Source organism: Nonomuraea sp. NPDC052634 (genome assembly GCF_040678535.1).
Classification (GTDB): Bacteria; Actinomycetota; Actinomycetes; order Streptosporangiales; family Streptosporangiaceae; genus Nonomuraea; species Nonomuraea fastidiosa.
The window spans coordinates 635,271-651,172 of sequence record NZ_JBFATY010000002.1; the positions used below are offsets into that span (position 1 = coordinate 635,271).

The window sequence follows — 15,902 nt, forward strand, 5'->3', positions numbered from 1 at the left end:
TCTACATCTCCAAGAGGTGTCGCCTGCCGTGCCGTACGAAGTCCTCCTCGATGTCCTTGACGTCCGCGTCGGTGAGCCGCCTGAACCCGTCCCGGGTGCGCCACCAGACGGGGTCGGCGGTGCGCCACGCCTCGCGGGCCAGGTGCCGCTTGATGACCTTGTGCGAGGGGGTCTGCGGCAGCTCGCGGGCGATGCGGACGTACCGGGGCAGCGCCTTCGCACCGAGGTCGGCGCGCCCGGCGAGGAAGGCCGCGAACGCCTCGGGGTCGAAGGCGCGCTCCAGCACGAGCGCCGCCATCACCTGGTCGCCGGCCGCCGCGTCCGGCACCGGGTAGACCGCCGCCTCCACCACCCCGCCGAACTCGCGTAACGCCGCCTCGATGGGCGTGACGGCGAGGTTCTCGCCGTCCACGCGCAGCCGTTCCGTGCCCCGGCCGGCGAAGAAGACGTGGCCCTGCGCGTCGGCGTAAACCAGGTCGCCCGACCAGAACGCGCCGTCCCTGATCCTTTCGGCGTCCGCCTCGGGGTCGTTGTAGTAGCCGTCGAACAACCCCAGCCCGGCCGTGTTGACCAGCTCGCCGATCGCCTCATCCGGGTTGAGCAGGCGGCCGTTCGCTATGTGCGCGGGCGGGCAGGGGCGGCCCGTGGTCGGGTCGAGGATCCGTACGCCCTCCGGCAGGCGGCCGAGGCAGCCGGGCGGCCCGCCGGGGTCGGGGGTGAGCGAGATCGCCGTCTCCGTCGATCCGAAGGCGTCGATCACCCGGCAGCCGAACCGCTCCCCGAACCGCCTGGTCGCGACCGCGCTGCCCTCGTTGCCGAAGGCGATCCGCAGCGGGTTGCCGGCGTCGTCCGGGCGCTCGGGGGTGGCCAGCACGTACGACAGGGCCTTGCCGACGTAGTGGAGGTACGTGACGCCGTACCGCCTGATGTCGGGGAGCAGGCCCGAGGCCGAGAAACGGCGCCGCAGCACCAGCCGGGCCCCCGACGCGACGGCCGGGGCGTAGGCGGCCATGAGCGCACCCGAGTGGAACAGCGGCATCGCGCAGTAGACGGCGTCGTCTGCGGTGAGCATCGCGGCCAGGCTGAGGCCGGGGACGGCGAGCTTGCGCTGGGTGATGCGTATGGCGCGGGGGCGTCCCGAGGTGCCCGACGTGAAGATCAGCATGACGAGATCGCCGCCCGCCGGCTCGGCGAGGTCGTGGGCCGCGGACAGGGACGCGCCGGCGCGTGGAGCCGGCGGCTCGGCCTGGCTGGGGCTCTCGCGCTCGGCCCGGTTTTCGTCTGCGGGCGGGGAGACCGCGGGCGTGTCAGGGGCGAGAGGCTTGGCCGCCAGCCCCAACGCACCCGCGACCTCGTCAGCGAGGGCTCCGAAAGGAGCATCGGCCAAGAGCAGGGTCACGTCGGTGGCGCGGGCGTCACGTACCAGCTCAGGGGCCGCCCTGGTGGGGTTGAGCGCGACCACCACATGCCCGGCCAGCGCCGCGCCGCCGATGAGGAAGACCAGGTCGGGAACGTTCTCGCTGAGCACACCGACATGCGTGCCCGGGCCGTGCGCGGACAGGCGGGCCGCGGCGGCGCGGCAGGCGGCGACGTGTTCGCGCCACGTCCACACCCTGTCCTCGAACACCAGCCCAGGGCGGTCGTCGCCGGCGCGTGCGGTCAGCAGGGAGGCGAGCGTGTCCGCGGTCATCGCTCCTCCAGCAAGCGCTAGGTTCGCTGACTCGCAAACTAGAACAGATTCTAATGAGTGTCCAGCGGAGGCCCTCTGAGATATGGCGGGATATGTCCGTGTAACGCCGTAGACATGGGCCGATAGGGCCGGTTTGTGACTCACGAGTAACAAGCCGTGCCGTCACAAAATCAGATAACGTGTTCTCATGCGTTCTACGCAGGCCACCATCGCAGCGCCCCCCAGCGACTCCGAGGGCACCATGGAAAACCCTTCCGCCCCGGGCGGGCACAGCGTACGCACGCGCAGCCAGCACCAACGCCGCAAGCGCATCGTCCAGGCCGCGGCGGCGCTGGCCTCGCGGGGCGGCGTCGAGGCCATGCAGATGCGCACGGTGGCCGAACGCGCGGGCGTGGCGCTTGGCACGCTCTACCGCTACTTCCCCTCCAAGATGGACCTCGTCGTGGCCGTCGTCGGCGAGGAGCTCGACCTGCTGGAGAGCAGCATCGAGCGCCGCCCGCCGAGCGCCGCCACCCCGGCGAGCCGCGCGGTCGACGTGCTCATGCGGGCCACCAGGGGGCTCATGCGCGAGCCCGAGCTGGCCGACGCGCTCATCCGCTCGCTGATCATGGCCGAGGTGCAGACCCCCTTCGGCGACCGCATGACGGGGCTGCTGCTGCGCGTCTCCGCCGACGGGCTCACCCTGGAGGAGGCCGGCGAGGAGCAGATCGACCTCGCGGGGTCGCTGGCCAGCGTGTGGGTGCAGGAGTTGCTGGAGATGCTGCGGGGGCGGCGCACGTACGACCAGATCCAGCGCCGCATCGAAACCGCCGCCGCCCGCCTCCTCTCCGACATCTGACCCCACCCTGTCCCACCACCGCCCCGAGCAGCGGGCCACCACAGCGCCTCGGCGATCCGACCGCCCCGCGCCGTGCGCTGCCCCGGCCGCCACCCCGAGCGGCACGCCACCCCAAGCGGCCAGCCACCCCGAGCAGCGCGCCGCTCCAAGCGGTGGGCCACCCCTGGCAGTGAGCCTCCGCAACCGTGAGCTGCTCCGCAGCAGGGGGCTGCTCACGAGCGGCCGGTCACCCCACGCGACGCACCACCCCCACGCGGCCGGTCACCCCGAGCAGCCGGCAGCCCCGAGCACGGGGGCCGGGACAGCCGGGCGGTGAGCGGACTGGGGCGGTTCTGTCGGTGGCGGGAGCTATACAGGGGGTATGACCGACAAGCCGACGAGCGAGGACTTCCTTCGCTTGGCTGATCCGATGCGGCGCGAGCTGTTCGCGCACTGTTACCGCATGATGGGCTCGGTGCACGACGCCGAAGACCTCGTGCAGGAGACGTACCTGCGTGCGTGGAAGGCGTACGAGGGCTTCGAGGGGCGTTCGTCCCTGCGCACGTGGCTCTACCGCATTGCGACGACCACGTGCCTGACCGCGCTCGACAGCCGTAACAAGCGCCCGCTGCCGACCGGGCTCGGCGCTCCCAGTCAGGAGGCGACCGCGCCGCTCGTCCGCGACGAGGAGGTGCCGTGGCTGGAGCCGGCGCCGGATGACCTGCTGGGCGCCGGGGCCGACGACCCGGCGGCGATCGTGACCTCGCGCGAGAGCATCAGGCTCGCGCTGATCGCCGCGCTGCAGCACCTGCCGCCCCGCCAGCGCGCGGTGCTGGTGCTGCGCGACGTGCTCAAGTGGAAGGCCGCCGAGGTGGCCGAGGCGGTGGGGGTCTCGACGGCGGCGGTCAACAGCCTGCTGCAGCGGGCCCGCGCCCAGCTCGACGAGGTGGCGCCGAGCCTCGACGACCCGGTGGAGCCGCTGACGCCGGAGCAGCGGGAGCTGCTCGACCGTTACGTCGCCGCGTTCGAAAATTACGACGTCGACGGCCTGGTCCATCTGTTCACCGAGGACGCTGTCTGGGAGATGCCGCCGTTCGTCGGCTGGTACCAGGGGCCGGAGACGATCGCCGAGCTCACCAGGACGCAGTGCCCGGCCGAGCGGGCGGGCGATCTGCGCCTGGTGCCGGTGGCGGCCAACGGCCAGCCGGCCTTCGCGGTCTACCTCCGCAAAGACGGCGTCTACGGTCAGTTCGCCATCATGGTGCTGACCCTGTCGGGCGACCGCGTCAGCCACGTCGGCATGTTCTTCGAGGAGAAGCTGTTCGAGGCGTTCGGCCTCCCGCCGAAATGGGAGGGTTCCGAAACAAACTAGAACCGATTACAGTCGCGCCAGAGCATCCTTCTGGAGGCGGCTATGGGCACACCCGTGATCGTCGAGGCCGTACGCACCCCCATCGGCAAGCGGGCCGGCCGGCTGGCGCACCTGAAACCGCAACAGGTTCTGGCCACGGCGCTGAACGGGCTGATCGACCGCGCGGGCATCGACCCCGCGATCGTCGGGCAGGTGTTCACCGGCTGCGTGACGCAGGCGGGCGAGCAGGGCGGCCACGTCGGCAGATACGCCTGGCTCTACGCCGGCCTGCCCCACGAGACCGGCGTCACCACGGTCGACGCCCAGTGCGGCTCGTCGCAGCAGGCGGTGCACCTCGCGGCGGCGCTGATCGCGGCGGGCGTGATCGAGGCCGGCGTGGGCTGCGGCGTCGAGGTCATGAGCCGGGCGCCGCTGGGCAGCAACGTGCGGCCCGCCGAGCCGCGTCCCGACGACTGGAGCATCGACCTGCCCGACCAGTTCACGGCGGCCGAGCGCATCGCGCGGCGGCGCGGGCTGACGCGCGAGCGGCTCGACTGGTTCGGGGCCCGCTCGCAGCGGCTCGCCGCCAAGGCGTGGGCCGACGGGCGGTTCGAGCGGGAGATCGTGCCGGTCGGCGACGTACGCAAGGATCAGGGCCTGCGCGAGACCACCGTCGAGGGCCTGGCCGGGCTGAAGCCGGTGGTGGAGGGCGGGCTGCACACCGCCGGCACCTCGTCGCAGATCTCCGACGGCGCGGCGGCCGTGCTGGTGATGAGCGAGGAGGCGGCGCGGCGGCACGGCCTGCGTCCCCGGGCGCGCATCCTGGCCCAGGCGCTGGTCGGCGCGGAGCCGTACTACCACCTCGACGGGCCGGTGGCGGCGACGGCGAAGGCGCTCGCGACGGCGGGGATGACGATCGGCGACATCGACAGGTTCGAGGTGAACGAGGCGTTCGCGTCGGTCGTCCTGTCCTGGGCGAGCGTGCACGAGCCCGACTTCGACCGGGTCAACGTCAACGGCGGCGCGATCGCGCTCGGCCATCCGGTGGGCGCGACCGGCGCCCGCCTGATCACCACGGCGCTGCACGAGCTGGAGCGCGCGGACCTCGGCACCGCGCTCGTCTCGATGTGCGCGGGCGGCGCGCTGGCCACCGCGACCATCCTGGAACGCATCGGCTGACCGCCCACCACAAGGCACCACGGAGCACCACGAATCGGGGGCACATGAAGACCAGGCGCAGACCGTACGCGGAGCAGCGTCCGCAGGACCTCGGCGGCGGGGTGTGGAGCGTGCCGGTGCCGATCCCCGGCAACCCGCTCGGCTACACGCTCGTGTACGCCGTCGAGTCCCCCAGAGGCCCCCTGCTGATCGACGCCGGGTGGAACCACCCCGACGCCTGGGACGCCCTCTCCGGCGGCCTGGCCGTGCTGGGCCTCGACGTCACGACGGTGAGCGGGGTGGTCGTCACCCATTTCCATCCCGACCACGCCGGCCTCGCCGGGCAGGTCCGCGAGGCGTCCGCTTGCTGGATCGCCATGCACGAGGACGACGCGGCGCTGGTCAGGCTCATGACCGAGTACGCCGCGAGCGAGCAGGACGACTTCCAGAGCGACATGCTGCGCCGCGCCGGGGCCGACCCGAGCGAGGCCAGGCAGGTCATGGGCACCAGGCCCGTGCCACCTGCCATGCCCGACCGCGAGCTGCGCGACGGCGACCTGGTGGACCTGCCGGGTCGCGAGCTGCGGGCCGTGCACACGCCGGGTCACACGCCCGGCCACATCTGCCTGCATCTGGAGGACGCGGACCGGCTGTTCACCGGCGACCACGTCCTGCCCGACATCACCCCGCATGTGGGCATCTACCCCTACGATCGCGACGACGTCGATCCCCTGAGCGACTTCCTGGACTCGCTCGATCGCGTCGCCGACCTCTCCGCGTCGTGCGGTCCCCTCGACGCGCTCCCCGCTCATGAGTGGATATTTCCGGATGTTGCGGCGCGCGCCGCCGAGATCCGCCACCATCACGAGGAGAAACTGGAACGGCTGCGCGACCTGCTCGCCCGGCAGGCGCAGCCGCTGACCATCTGGGAGGTCGCCGCGATGATGACGTGGAACCGGCCGTGGGGCGAGCTGCCCCCGGCCTTGCGAGGCATGGCGGCCGGGGAGGCCGCCGCCCACCTGCGTACGCTGGAGGCGCGCGGCCAGGTGCGCCGGCACGCAGGGGTCGATCCGGTCCGCTTCCAGGCTCTAAACTCCTAGACATCCGATGTCTAGGGAGAAGAGTGTGGCGGTCACCGACGCGGCCATCGACAAGATCAAGCAAATGATCGTCTCGGGCGAGCTGGCGCCCGGCGACCGCCTGCCCAAGGAGGCCGACCTCGCCGAGCGGCTCGGCCTGTCGCGCAACTCGCTGCGCGAGGCCGTGCGCGCGCTGTCGCTGATCAACGTGCTCGACGTGCGCCAAGGTGACGGCACGTACGTCACCAGCCTGGAGCCCCGGCTGCTGCTCGACACCATGTCGTTCGTGCTCGACCTGCACCGCGACGACACCGTGCTGCAGTTCTTCGAGGTACGTCGCATCCTCGAGCCGGCCGCCACCGCGATGGCCACCGAGCAGATGACCGACGCCGACATCGAGGAACTGCGGGTGATCCTCGAAAAGCTGCCCGATGAGCCGACGGTCGAGGAGCTGGTGGCCAACGACCTGGAGTTCCACCACCGCATCGCGCAGGGCTCGGGCAACAGCGTGCTGTGCTCGTTCATCGAGAGCCTGTCGGGGCCGACCACCCGGGCCAGGATCTGGCGCGGGCTCACCCAGGAGGGGGCGATGGAGAAGACGCGCGAGCAGCACACGGCGATCTACGAGGCCATCGCCGCCCGCCAGGCCGACGTGGCGCGTTCATGGGCGACCGTGCACATCGCGGGCGTCGAGGCGTGGCTGCGCCGGGCCCTGGAAATGGACTGAGCGGACGACCACACATCGGAGGAATCACCCCGCCAGTCAGTGGATCAGCCCGGGAAGGCCCATCCGGCGCCCACCCCGGGCTCTCCCGTGACACCCCGCCCCCGGGCGCTCCCAGGCGGCGCTTCACGGGTCGGTGAGCGGGTGAGTCGGCACCACGTCGGGCTCCAGGTCGCGGTAGACACGATCGGCGGGCTCGGCTGCGGGTAGGACCGGTCTTGTGCCCGGCAAACTGACGAAGTATCGGAGCAAACGCGACCCCAGCCGCACGCCTGAGCCCGTCCCCGGCACCCCATCCGCCACCCCGGGCGGCGACGCGTTCGTCATCCAGGAGCACCATGCCCGCTCCCTGCACTGGGACCTGCGGCTCGAACGCGACGGCGTGCTCGTCTCCTGGGCGGTGCCCAAGGGCCTGCCCGCCGACCCCGGCACCGACCACCTCGCCGTGCACACTGAGGACCACCCGATGGAGTACCTCACCTTCCAGGGCGAGATCCCCCAGGGCGAGTACGGCGGCGGCACCATGACCGTCTGGGACAGCGGCACGTACGAGACGGAGAAGTGGTCGGAGGACGAGGTCAAGATCGTGCTGAACGGCGAGCGGGCCTCCGGCCGGTTCGTGCTGTTCAAGACCAGGGGCGACAACTGGATGATCCACCGGATGGGCGCGGCGGTCCGCGATCCGTTCCCCGACCTCGCGCCCATGGAGCCGACCGAACGGGCCAGGCCGCCAAGGAACGTCGCGGACCACGCCTTCGAGTTCGCCTGGGGCGGGCGGCGGCTGCTGGTGCCGATCGACGGCGGGCGTACCGAGGCGGCCCGCGAGCACCCGTGGCTGCGCGAGCTGGCCGAGTCGTTCGGCAGCCGCACGGCCGTGCTGGACGGCGAGCTGGTCACGCTCGGCGGCGCGGAGCTGCTCGTCTTCTACGACCTGCTGTACGACGACGGCCACGCGCTGACCGGCGAGCCCTACAGCGTGCGTCGGGCCGCCCTGGAGGCGCTCGACCTGGCCGGCGGCCACTGGCAGACCGCGCCGTCGTGGCCAGGGGAGTTCGCGCCGGTCCGGCAGGCCGCCAAGGAGCAGGGGCTGCCGGGGGTGGTGGCCAAGCGGCTCGACTCGCCGTACGAGCCGGGCCCGTCGAAATCCTGGCTGTTCATCCCCTCCTGAACGAAGAGTTTCAGGCCGAGACGCCGGAGCCGCGCGACCACGAAGCCGGAGCCCCCGCCTCCCCCAGCATCCGACTACAGCATCCAACTGCAACGTCCGGCTACAGCATCCAACTACAGCATCCGACTACGGCATCCAACTACAGCGGCCGACCACAGCATCCGGCTACAGCATCCGACAACAGCGGCCGACCACAGCGGCCGACTACAGCAGCCCCTCCGACGCCAGGTCCTCCCACAGCTCGTCCGGCACCGGCCACGCCCGCAGCGCGGCGTTCTCCCGCACCTCCTGCGGGCTGCGCGCCCCCACGACGATCGTCGCGACCGCCGGGTGCCGCAGCGGGAACGCCATCGCCGCCTGCGGCAGCGTGACGCCGTGGCGCTCGCACACCGCGGCGATCCGCCGGGCCTTGGCCACCACGTGCTCGGGCGCGGGCAGGTAGTCGAAGGTGCCGCCCGGCTCGTGGGTGGCCAGCAGCCCGCTGTTGAACACCCCGGCGGCGAGCACTTTGACACCCCGCCGCGCGCACTCCTCCAGCAGCGGCAGGCCGGACTGGTCGAGCAGCGTGTAGCGTCCGGCCAGCATGACCACGTCGATGTCGGTCTCGCGGACGAAGCGCAGCGGCACCTGCCACTGGTTCATGCCGACGCCGACCGCGCGGATGCGGCCCTCGGCGCGCAGCTCGGCCAGCGCCGGGTACGCCTCCTTGATCGCCTGGTCGGCGTGGTCGTCGGGGTCATGGATGAAGGCGATGTCCACGCCGGGCAGGCCGAGGCGGTCGAGGGACTCCGCCAGCGACGTGCGTACGCCGCCCGCGGAGAAGTCCCACACCCGCTCCAGGTCGTCGGGCTCGGCGAAGCCCAGCTCCTCGCGCCCGCCGGCCTTCGAAGGACGCGAGCCGGCCGGCCGCAGCAGCCGGCCGACCTTCGTCGACAGCAGGTAACCCGACCGGCCGGCCAGCGCCGCGCCGATCCGCCGCTCCGACACGCCGAGGCCGTAGTGGGGGGCGGTGTCGTACAGGCGGATGCCGCTCTCCCAGGCGGCCTCGACGGTGGCGCGCGCCTGCTCCTCGGCCACCGCGTCATAGAGGTTGCCGATGGGAGCGCCGCCGAAGCCGACGCGGGGCAGCTCGATCCGGTCCATCAATCTTGTGCCTTTCCTCCGGCGATTCTGCTGATCATGAGCGCGACGAGGATGATGGAGCCGTAGATGACCGGCTGCCAGAAGCCCGAGACGCCGATGAGCGTGAGGATGTTCTGCACCAGGCCGATCACCAGCACGCCGGTGAGCGCGCCAAGGATCGTGCCCTTGCCGCCGTCCATGCTGACACCGCCGATGACGGCCGCGGCGAACACCATGAAGATCCAGCCGACGCCCTGGTTGTTGCCGATGGCGCCGAGCCTGCCGGTCTCCAGCACGCCGGCCAGCGCGGCGAGCGTGCCGCCCAGGATGAACACGCCGTACAGGACGCGGTCCACCCTGATGCCGGCGGCGCGGGCGGCGTCGAGGTTGCCGCCGATCGCGTACAGCGCGCGGCCGAGCCGAAGGTAGCCGAGGCCGAAGATGCCGGCCGCGAACAGCACGCCGGCGATCCAGATCGAGGCCGGCAGCCCCAGCCACATGGCGCTGCCCAGGTAGAGGATCGACTCGGGGAGCTGGAACAGCGTCTTGCCCTCGGTCGGTCCCTGGAGCAGCCCGTGCACGATGATCAGCATGGCCAGCGTGACGATGAACGCCGAGAGCTGGAACCGTATGATCAGGAAACCGTTGAACGCGCCGATCGCGGCCCCGATGAGCAGCGCCAGCGGGATCGCCAGCGCCCCCGGCAGCCCGATGCCGAACCCGCCGGCCGACACCGGGATGACCAGCATCACCGCGATCGCGGGCGCGGTGCCGACCGTCGACTCCAGCGACAGGTCGAACTTGCCGGCGATCAGGATCATCGCCTCGGCCAGCACCAGCAGCGAGATCGCGGCCTGCTGCTGGAGCACGTTCGTCAGGTTGCCCGGCGTCAGGAAGGTCGGGTCGAGGAACGCGCCGACGACCAGCAGGAGCACGATCACCGGGACGAGCGTCAGATCGCGGAACTTGGCCAGCCGCACCCGAGGGGCCGGAGCCGTCAAAGCAGTCACTCTTCTATGCCTTCCATCACGGCCACGAGCTCGTGGTCACTCCAGCCACGCGGCACCTCCTTGACGACCCTGCCGTGGAACATCACCAGCACCCGGTCGCAGATCCGCAGGTCGTCGAGCTCGTCGGAGACCACCACGGCCCCCGCGCCGCGCTCGACGGCGTCCTCGACGGCGCCGAGCAGGGCCTGCTTGGCCTTGACGTCGACGCCGGCGGTCGGATTGATCACCACCAGCACGGCCGGGTCGTCCACCAGCGCCCGCGCGAACACCACCTTCTGCGCGTTGCCTCCCGACAGGTCGCCCACCGGCTGGTCGGGGCCTTCCGTCTTGATGTCCAGGGAGGCGATCAGCCGCTCGGCCGTGGCGCGCCGCCGCGCGGGCGAGACGACGCCGAAGCGGCCGAGCTTGCGGGCGATCGGGAACGTGGCGTTCTCCCCCACCGACAGCAGCGGCACGAAGCCCTCGTGGTGGCGGTCCTGCGGCACGAACCCGAGCCCGGCCCGCATCGCCGCGGGCACGTCGCCGGGCTTGACCCGGGTGCCGTTGACGGTGACCGTCCCGGCGTCCGCCTTGCGCAGGCCGACCAGGGTCTCGGCGAGGCTGACCTTGCCGCTGCTCGCCGAGCCGGCCAGGCCGACGACCTCGCCGGACCTGACCGCGAGGTCGATGGCGGAGTAGCGGTCGGCCAGCGACAGCCCCTTGCCCTCCAGCACCACGCGCTCGCCCGGCGTGTGCTCGCGGGCCTGGTACTCGGTCGTGGCCTCGCCGGTCATCGCCGCCACCAGCTCGTCGTGCGGCAGGTCGGCGACCGGGCTGGTCAGGACGTGCCGGGCGTCGCGGAAGACCGTGACGCTCTGGCAGATCTCGTAGACCTCGTCGAGGTGGTGGGAGATGTACATCATGGTCACGCCCTGCTCGCGCAGCGAGCGCATGCGCGCGAACAGGCGCTCGATCGCCGGCCCGTCGAGCCGCGCGGTGGGCTCGTCCAGGATGATGAACCTGGCGCCGAACGACAGCGCGCGGGCGATCTCCACGAGCTGGCGCTGCTCGACGCTGAGGTCGCCGGCCAGCGCCTGCGCGTCCACGTCCACCTCGTACGTGTCCAGCAGCTCCCTGGCCCTGGCCCGCAGCGCCCGCCAGTTGATCTTCTGCCCGTCGGACTGGCGGTTGAGGAACAGGTTCTCGGCGACGGTCAGGGCCGGGATGATCGTGGACTTCTGGTAGACGCAGGCCACCCGCCGCCGCCAGGCGTCACGGTCGCCGAGCGGCGGCGCGGGCTCGCCGGAGAAGCGCACCTCGCCCTCGTCCGGGCGTTGCAGCCCGGTCAGGATCGACACCAGCGTGGACTTGCCCGCGCCGTTCCTGCCGACCAGCGCATGCGTCTCGCCCTCGGCGATCGCGATGTGCGCGCCGTCGAGCGCGGTCGTCGGGCCGAAGCGCTTGACCACGTTCCTGGCTTCGACGTGAACGTTCATCACTGGGCCTGGTTGCCCCAGAGGGCCTTGTCGTCCACGTTCTCCTTCGTCACGAGCGGCGCGGGGAGCTGGTCCTCCAGGCCGTTCGGAAGCCGGATGATCGTGCTGTCGTGGTCGGTCGGGCCGGGTTGGAACGTCTTGCCCTCGGCCGCGGCCTTGGCGTAGTAGAGGGCGTACTTGGCGTACAGGTCGGCCGGCTGCGAGACCGTCGCGTCGATCTCGCCCTTGCGGATCGACTCGAACTCCTGCGGGATGCCGTCGTTGGAGACCACGAAGATGTGCTTGGGGTCGTCCGGCGGGACCAGCAGACCCTTCTGCTTGAGCACCTGCAGCGTCGGCGCCAGGTGCACGCCACCCGCGTGCATGTAGATCCCCTTGATGTCGGGGTTCTGCTCCAGGCGGGTCTGCAGCATCGACGCGGCCTTGGTGCCCTCCCACTCGGTCGGCTCGCTGAACACCGTGATGTCAGGGAACTTGGTCTTCATGCAGTCCAGAAACGCCTCCGACCTGTCGCGGCCGTTGATCGAGCCGAGCGAGCCCTGGAGCTGCACCACCTTGCCCTTGCCGCCGAGCTTCTCGCCGAGGAACTCGCAGGCCTTGGTGCCGTACGCGCGGTTGTCGGCGCGTACGACCATGTAGACCTTGCCCTTGTCGGGACGGGTGTCCACGGTGACGACCGGGATCTTCTTGTTCTCCAGCTGCTGCAGGATGTTGGCGACGGCGCCGGTGTCCTGCGGGGCCATGACGATGACCTTGGCGCCCTGGCCGATCAGCGCCTGCACGTTGTTGACCAGCTTGGCCACGTCGTTCTGCGAGTTCGTGGCGGGCATGAGGTCCACCTTGAGCTCTTCGGCCATCTGGGGGACGTACTTGATGTAGGAGTTCCAGAAGTCGGAGTCGGCGCGGGGGTGGTCGATGCCGACCTTTCCGCCGCCGCCTCCTCCTGCCGTCGTGGCGCCTGAACCGCACGCGGTCATAGCCGCCAGCAGGGCCGCTGCCGCGACCGCCCGTCCGAACTTCATGGGGGGTACCTTCCTTAGTCGCCTGGCCCTCCGGCCGGAGGGCCATCGGCCTTGGTCGCCCGGCCCTCGGGGCGGAGGACCGTCGGCCTTTCGTCGCCTGACCCTCGGGGCGGAGGGCCGGTCGGCTTTTCGTCGCCTGACCCTCGGGGCGGAGGGCCGGTCGGCCGGCGGCCTCGCGGGTCGCCGGCCACAGGTCGGGGCCTTCGCACGTCTCCCGCCGCTCGGCCGGCGGGTCTTCGAGATCGCGGGGTCGTCGGTCAGGTGGATGGACGTAGCCGCAGGCCCTGCATGCCGCCGTCGACCGCGAGCGCCGTGCCCGTGGTCGAGGCGGACTCGGGGCTCGCGAGGTAGGCGATCGCCGCGGCGACCTCCTCGGCGGTGACCAGGCGGCCCATGGGCTGCCTGGCGTTGAGCGCCGCGCGTTCTGCCTCGGGGTCGTCGGCCGCCTCCAGCAGCCTGGCCACCCACGGGGTGTCGGCGGTGCCGGGGTTGACGCAGTTGACCCGGATGCCCTCGCGCAGGTGGTCGGCGGCCATGGCAAGCGTCAGCGACAGCACCGCGCCCTTGGTGGCGCTGTAGAGCGCGCGCTGCGGCAGCCCGGCGGTGGCGGCGATCGAGCAGGTGTTGACGATCGCGGCGTGCTTGGATTGACGCAGGTACGGCAGCGCGGCGCGGGCCACCCTCACCATGCCGACCACGTTCACGTCGAAGACCCGATGCCACTCCTCGTCCGGGTTGTCCTCGATCGTGCCCTGCGCGCCGATGCCGGCGTTGTTCACCAGCACGTCGATACCGCCGAGCCGCTCGGCCGCCTCGGCGACCGCGGCCCGCACCGCGGCGTCGTCCGTGACGTCCGCCTTGATCCCGATGAACGGCTCGCCCGGCGGGTTGAGGTCGAGGCAGGCGACCCGCATGCCGCGTACGTGCAGCGCCGAGGCCGCCGCCAGGCCGATGCCCGAGCCGCCGCCGGTCACGATCGCCTTCAGGCCGTCACTCATGCGTCGTCACCTCCATGGGAGTCCGTCCTCCAGACCTCGCCGCCGGGGAAGGTGTGGGCGGCGATCGACTCCGGGCGCATCTCCGCGCTGAAGCCCGGCCGCGACGGCGCCATGTACCTGCCGTCCTTGATGACCACGGGGTCGACGAAGTGCTCGTGCAGGTGGTCGACGTACTCGATGACCCGGCCGTCCATCGTGCCGCTGACCGCCACGTAGTCGAACATCGCCAGGTGCTGCACCAGCTCGCACAGCCCCACGCCGCCCGCGTGCGGGCACACCGGCACCCCGAACTTGGCCGCGAGGAGCAAGATCGCGAGGTTCTCGTTCAGCCCGCCCACGCGGGCGGCGTCGATCTGCAGGTACGACAGCCCCTCGGCCTGCAGCAGCTGCTTGAACACGATGCGGTTCTGGACGTGCTCGCCGGTCGCCACCGGGATCGGCGCGATGCCCCGCGCGATGGCGGCGTGTCCGAGCACGTCGTCGGGGCTGGTCGGCTCCTCGACCCAGTGGGGGTCGAACTCGCGCAGCGCGTTCACCCATTCGATGGCCGAGCCGACGTCCCAGCGCTGGTTGGCGTCGATCGCGATGGGGAAGCCGTCGCCGCAGACCTCCCTGGCGGCCCTGAACCGCCGCCGGTCGTCGTCGAGGTCCGCGCCGACCTTGAGCTTGATCTGGCCGAACCCCTGCTCCAGGGCCTCCTTGCAGAGCCTGCGCAGCTTCTCGTCGTCGTAGCCGAGCCAGCCGGGCGACGTCGTGTACGCCGGGTAGCCGGTCTCCTGCAGCCGGGCGATGCGCTCGGCCTTGCCGCTCTCGGCCGCCCGCAGGATCGCCAGGGCGTCGTCCTTGGTCAGCGCGTCGCTCAGGTAGCGGAAGTCGATCAGCTCGACGATCTCCTCCGGCGACATGTCCGCGAGCAGCCGCCAGATCGGCTTGCCCGCCCGCTTCGCCTTGAGGTCCCACAGCGCGTTGACCACGGCGGAGATCGCCATGTGCATGACGCCCTTCTCCGGGCCCAGCCAGCGCAGCTGCGAATCGTTGATCATCTCGTGGTAGAGCGCGCCGAGGTCCTCGGCGTCCTTGCCGATCACGTACGGCCGCAGCGCCCCGATCGCCGTGGTCTGCACGTCGTTGCCGCGGCCGATGGTGAACGCGAAGCCGTGGCCCTCGTAGCCGTCGTCGGTCTTGAGCACCACGTACGCGGCCGAGTAGTCGGGGTCGGGGTTCATGGCGTCGGAGCCGTCGAGGTGGCGGGAGGTGGGGAAACGCACGTCGTGCGTCTCCATGTCGACGATCCGGTACGCCCCTGCGGCCGTCATGCCTGCCCCACCGTCTGGCGCTGGCGGCCCAGGCCCTCGATCTCCAGCTCCATCACGTCGCCCGCGCGCAGGTACGGCTGGTCGGGACGGCCCATGGCGACCCCGGCGGGCGTACCGGTGTTGATCACGTCGCCCGGCTCCAGCACCATGAACTGGCTCAGGTACCGCACGATCTCCGCCACATCGAAGATCATGTTCTTGGTGTTGCCGTCCTGGCGCAGCTCGCCGTTCACCCACAGGCGCATCGCGAGGTTCTGCGGGTCGCCCACCTCGTCCGCCGTCACCAGCCAGGGGCCCAACGGGTTGAACGTCTCGCACGACTTGCCCTTGTCCCACTGGCCGCCGCGCTCAAGCTGGAACTCCCGCTCGGACACGTCGTTGGAGATCGCGTACCCGGCGACGACCTCCAGCGCCTCCTCCCGGCTGCCGAGGTAGCGCGCCTCACGTCCGATGACGATGGCCAGCTCCACCTCCCAGTCGGTCTTCACGCTGCCGCGGGGCACGAGCACCTCGTCGTACGGGCCGACCATGGTGTTGCTCGCCTTCATGAACACCACCGGCTCCGTCGGCACCGCGGCCCCGGATTCGGCGGCGTGGTCGCTGAAGTTGAGCCCGATACACACGATCTTTCCCGGCCGCGCGATCGGAGCTCCGACCCTCAGCCCTTCGGCTTCGACGACGGGCAGGTCACCCCGTTCCAGCGCCTCCCGTACCCGCGCCACACCACCGGAGGCGAGAAATGCCCCGTCGATCTCGGGCTCGCCAATGTCACGCAGGTTGCCGGCGTCGTCCATGACCACCGGTCGTTCCTGGCCGACAGGTCCTACTCGCAGCAGCTTCACATCGCATCCTTCGCCTATACATCGGATGTCTCGCCTCACGATGCTCGTGCGGGCATGTGCAACGTGTCAAGGGCCACTCCCCGGAAGGCCGCTCCGAGCACCTCCACGGCGACCCTGGCGCGACCTGTCG

14 protein-coding genes are annotated in these 15,902 nt (G+C 71.3%); 6 read left to right on the top strand and 8 right to left on the bottom strand.

Annotated elements, in window-relative coordinates; genetic code table 11:
- Position 1: 1 nt before the first annotated feature.
- Entirely contained in the window at positions 2–1,690 is a 1,689-nt protein-coding gene (locus tag AB0K67_RS15515) for an AMP-binding protein (RefSeq protein WP_364059234.1), read from the bottom strand.
- Positions 1,691–1,931: 241 nt separating this feature from the next.
- Between AB0K67_RS15515 and AB0K67_RS15520 the strand changes: the two genes are divergently transcribed.
- The 6 genes from AB0K67_RS15520 to AB0K67_RS15545 all read left to right on the top strand — a co-directional run bounded on the left by AB0K67_RS15520 (position 1,932) and on the right by AB0K67_RS15545 (position 7,987).
- A complete protein-coding gene (locus tag AB0K67_RS15520; protein ID WP_364059584.1) occupies positions 1,932–2,528 on the top strand; it encodes a TetR family transcriptional regulator in 597 nt (198 codons plus the stop codon).
- Between the two features lie 361 nt (positions 2,529–2,889).
- The gene (locus AB0K67_RS15525; RefSeq protein ID WP_364059236.1) at positions 2,890–3,879 is read left to right on the top strand and encodes a sigma-70 family RNA polymerase sigma factor; all 990 of its coding nucleotides are present in this window, start codon (positions 2,890–2,892) and stop codon (positions 3,877–3,879) included.
- 42 nt (positions 3,880–3,921) lie between these two features.
- Positions 3,922–5,037, top strand: coding sequence for a steroid 3-ketoacyl-CoA thiolase (locus AB0K67_RS15530; protein ID WP_364059239.1), 1,116 nt, complete (start codon positions 3,922–3,924; stop codon positions 5,035–5,037).
- A gap of 44 nt (positions 5,038–5,081) precedes the next feature.
- Positions 5,082–6,116, top strand: a complete 1,035-nt coding sequence (locus tag AB0K67_RS15535) for an MBL fold metallo-hydrolase (protein ID WP_364059242.1) — start codon at positions 5,082–5,084, stop codon at positions 6,114–6,116.
- A gap of 25 nt (positions 6,117–6,141) precedes the next feature.
- Positions 6,142–6,822 carry a FadR/GntR family transcriptional regulator gene (locus AB0K67_RS15540; protein ID WP_364059245.1) on the top strand — a complete coding sequence of 227 codons (681 nt, stop codon included), beginning with the start codon at positions 6,142–6,144 and terminating at the stop codon, positions 6,820–6,822.
- 217 nt (positions 6,823–7,039) lie between these two features.
- Positions 7,040–7,987 (top strand): DNA polymerase ligase N-terminal domain-containing protein, encoded by a 948-nt coding sequence (locus AB0K67_RS15545; protein WP_364059248.1) that lies wholly within the window; start codon positions 7,040–7,042, stop codon positions 7,985–7,987.
- 204 nt (positions 7,988–8,191) lie between these two features.
- On the opposite strand, the gene AB0K67_RS15550 is transcribed toward AB0K67_RS15545, so the two are convergent.
- From AB0K67_RS15550 to AB0K67_RS15580, 7 genes are all read right to left on the bottom strand, one after another.
- Positions 8,192–9,130, bottom strand: coding sequence for an aldo/keto reductase (locus AB0K67_RS15550; protein WP_364059251.1), 939 nt, complete (start codon positions 9,128–9,130; stop codon positions 8,192–8,194).
- Positions 9,130–10,119 (bottom strand): ABC transporter permease, encoded by a 990-nt coding sequence (locus AB0K67_RS15555; RefSeq protein ID WP_364059254.1) that lies wholly within the window; start codon positions 10,117–10,119, stop codon positions 9,130–9,132. The genes AB0K67_RS15550 and AB0K67_RS15555 overlap by 1 nt, the downstream gene beginning before the upstream one ends.
- On the bottom strand, positions 10,116–11,594 hold the full coding sequence (locus AB0K67_RS15560) for a sugar ABC transporter ATP-binding protein (RefSeq protein ID WP_364059257.1): 1,479 nt from the start codon (positions 11,592–11,594) through the stop codon (positions 10,116–10,118). Before AB0K67_RS15560 ends, AB0K67_RS15555 begins: the two co-directional genes overlap by 4 nt.
- Positions 11,594–12,616: a sugar ABC transporter substrate-binding protein gene (locus tag AB0K67_RS15565; protein WP_364059260.1), complete on the bottom strand. Its 1,023-nt coding sequence runs from the start codon at positions 12,614–12,616 to the stop codon at positions 11,594–11,596. The genes AB0K67_RS15560 and AB0K67_RS15565 overlap by 1 nt, the downstream gene beginning before the upstream one ends.
- A gap of 257 nt (positions 12,617–12,873) precedes the next feature.
- Positions 12,874–13,614 (bottom strand): SDR family oxidoreductase, encoded by a 741-nt coding sequence (locus AB0K67_RS15570; protein ID WP_364059263.1) that lies wholly within the window; start codon positions 13,612–13,614, stop codon positions 12,874–12,876.
- Entirely contained in the window at positions 13,611–14,930 is a 1,320-nt protein-coding gene (locus tag AB0K67_RS15575; protein ID WP_364059266.1) for an enolase C-terminal domain-like protein, read from the bottom strand. The genes AB0K67_RS15570 and AB0K67_RS15575 overlap by 4 nt, the downstream gene beginning before the upstream one ends.
- Complete coding sequence (locus tag AB0K67_RS15580) at positions 14,927–15,772, bottom strand: fumarylacetoacetate hydrolase family protein (protein WP_364059269.1); 846 nt, start codon at positions 15,770–15,772, stop codon at positions 14,927–14,929. The genes AB0K67_RS15575 and AB0K67_RS15580 overlap by 4 nt, the downstream gene beginning before the upstream one ends.
- Positions 15,773–15,902: the final 130 nt, after the last annotated feature.

What these genes read in the sequence shown, in the direction of transcription:
- AB0K67_RS15515 (WP_364059234.1), bottom strand. Translation starts at nt 1,690, where the DNA reads ATGACCGCGGACACGCTCGCCTCCCTGCTGACCGCACGCGCCGGCGAC.
- AB0K67_RS15520 (WP_364059584.1), top strand. Translation starts at nt 1,932, where the DNA reads ATGGAAAACCCTTCCGCCCCGGGCGGGCACAGCGTACGCACGCGCAGC.
- AB0K67_RS15525 (WP_364059236.1), top strand. Translation starts at nt 2,890, where the DNA reads ATGACCGACAAGCCGACGAGCGAGGACTTCCTTCGCTTGGCTGATCCG.
- AB0K67_RS15530 (WP_364059239.1), top strand. Translation starts at nt 3,922, where the DNA reads ATGGGCACACCCGTGATCGTCGAGGCCGTACGCACCCCCATCGGCAAG.
- AB0K67_RS15535 (WP_364059242.1), top strand. Translation starts at nt 5,082, where the DNA reads ATGAAGACCAGGCGCAGACCGTACGCGGAGCAGCGTCCGCAGGACCTC.
- AB0K67_RS15550 (WP_364059251.1), bottom strand. Translation starts at nt 9,130, where the DNA reads ATGGACCGGATCGAGCTGCCCCGCGTCGGCTTCGGCGGCGCTCCCATC.
- AB0K67_RS15560 (WP_364059257.1), bottom strand. Translation starts at nt 11,594, where the DNA reads ATGAACGTTCACGTCGAAGCCAGGAACGTGGTCAAGCGCTTCGGCCCG.
- AB0K67_RS15565 (WP_364059260.1), bottom strand. Translation starts at nt 12,616, where the DNA reads ATGAAGTTCGGACGGGCGGTCGCGGCAGCGGCCCTGCTGGCGGCTATG.
- AB0K67_RS15570 (WP_364059263.1), bottom strand. Translation starts at nt 13,614, where the DNA reads ATGAGTGACGGCCTGAAGGCGATCGTGACCGGCGGCGGCTCGGGCATC.
- AB0K67_RS15575 (WP_364059266.1), bottom strand. Translation starts at nt 14,930, where the DNA reads ATGACGGCCGCAGGGGCGTACCGGATCGTCGACATGGAGACGCACGAC.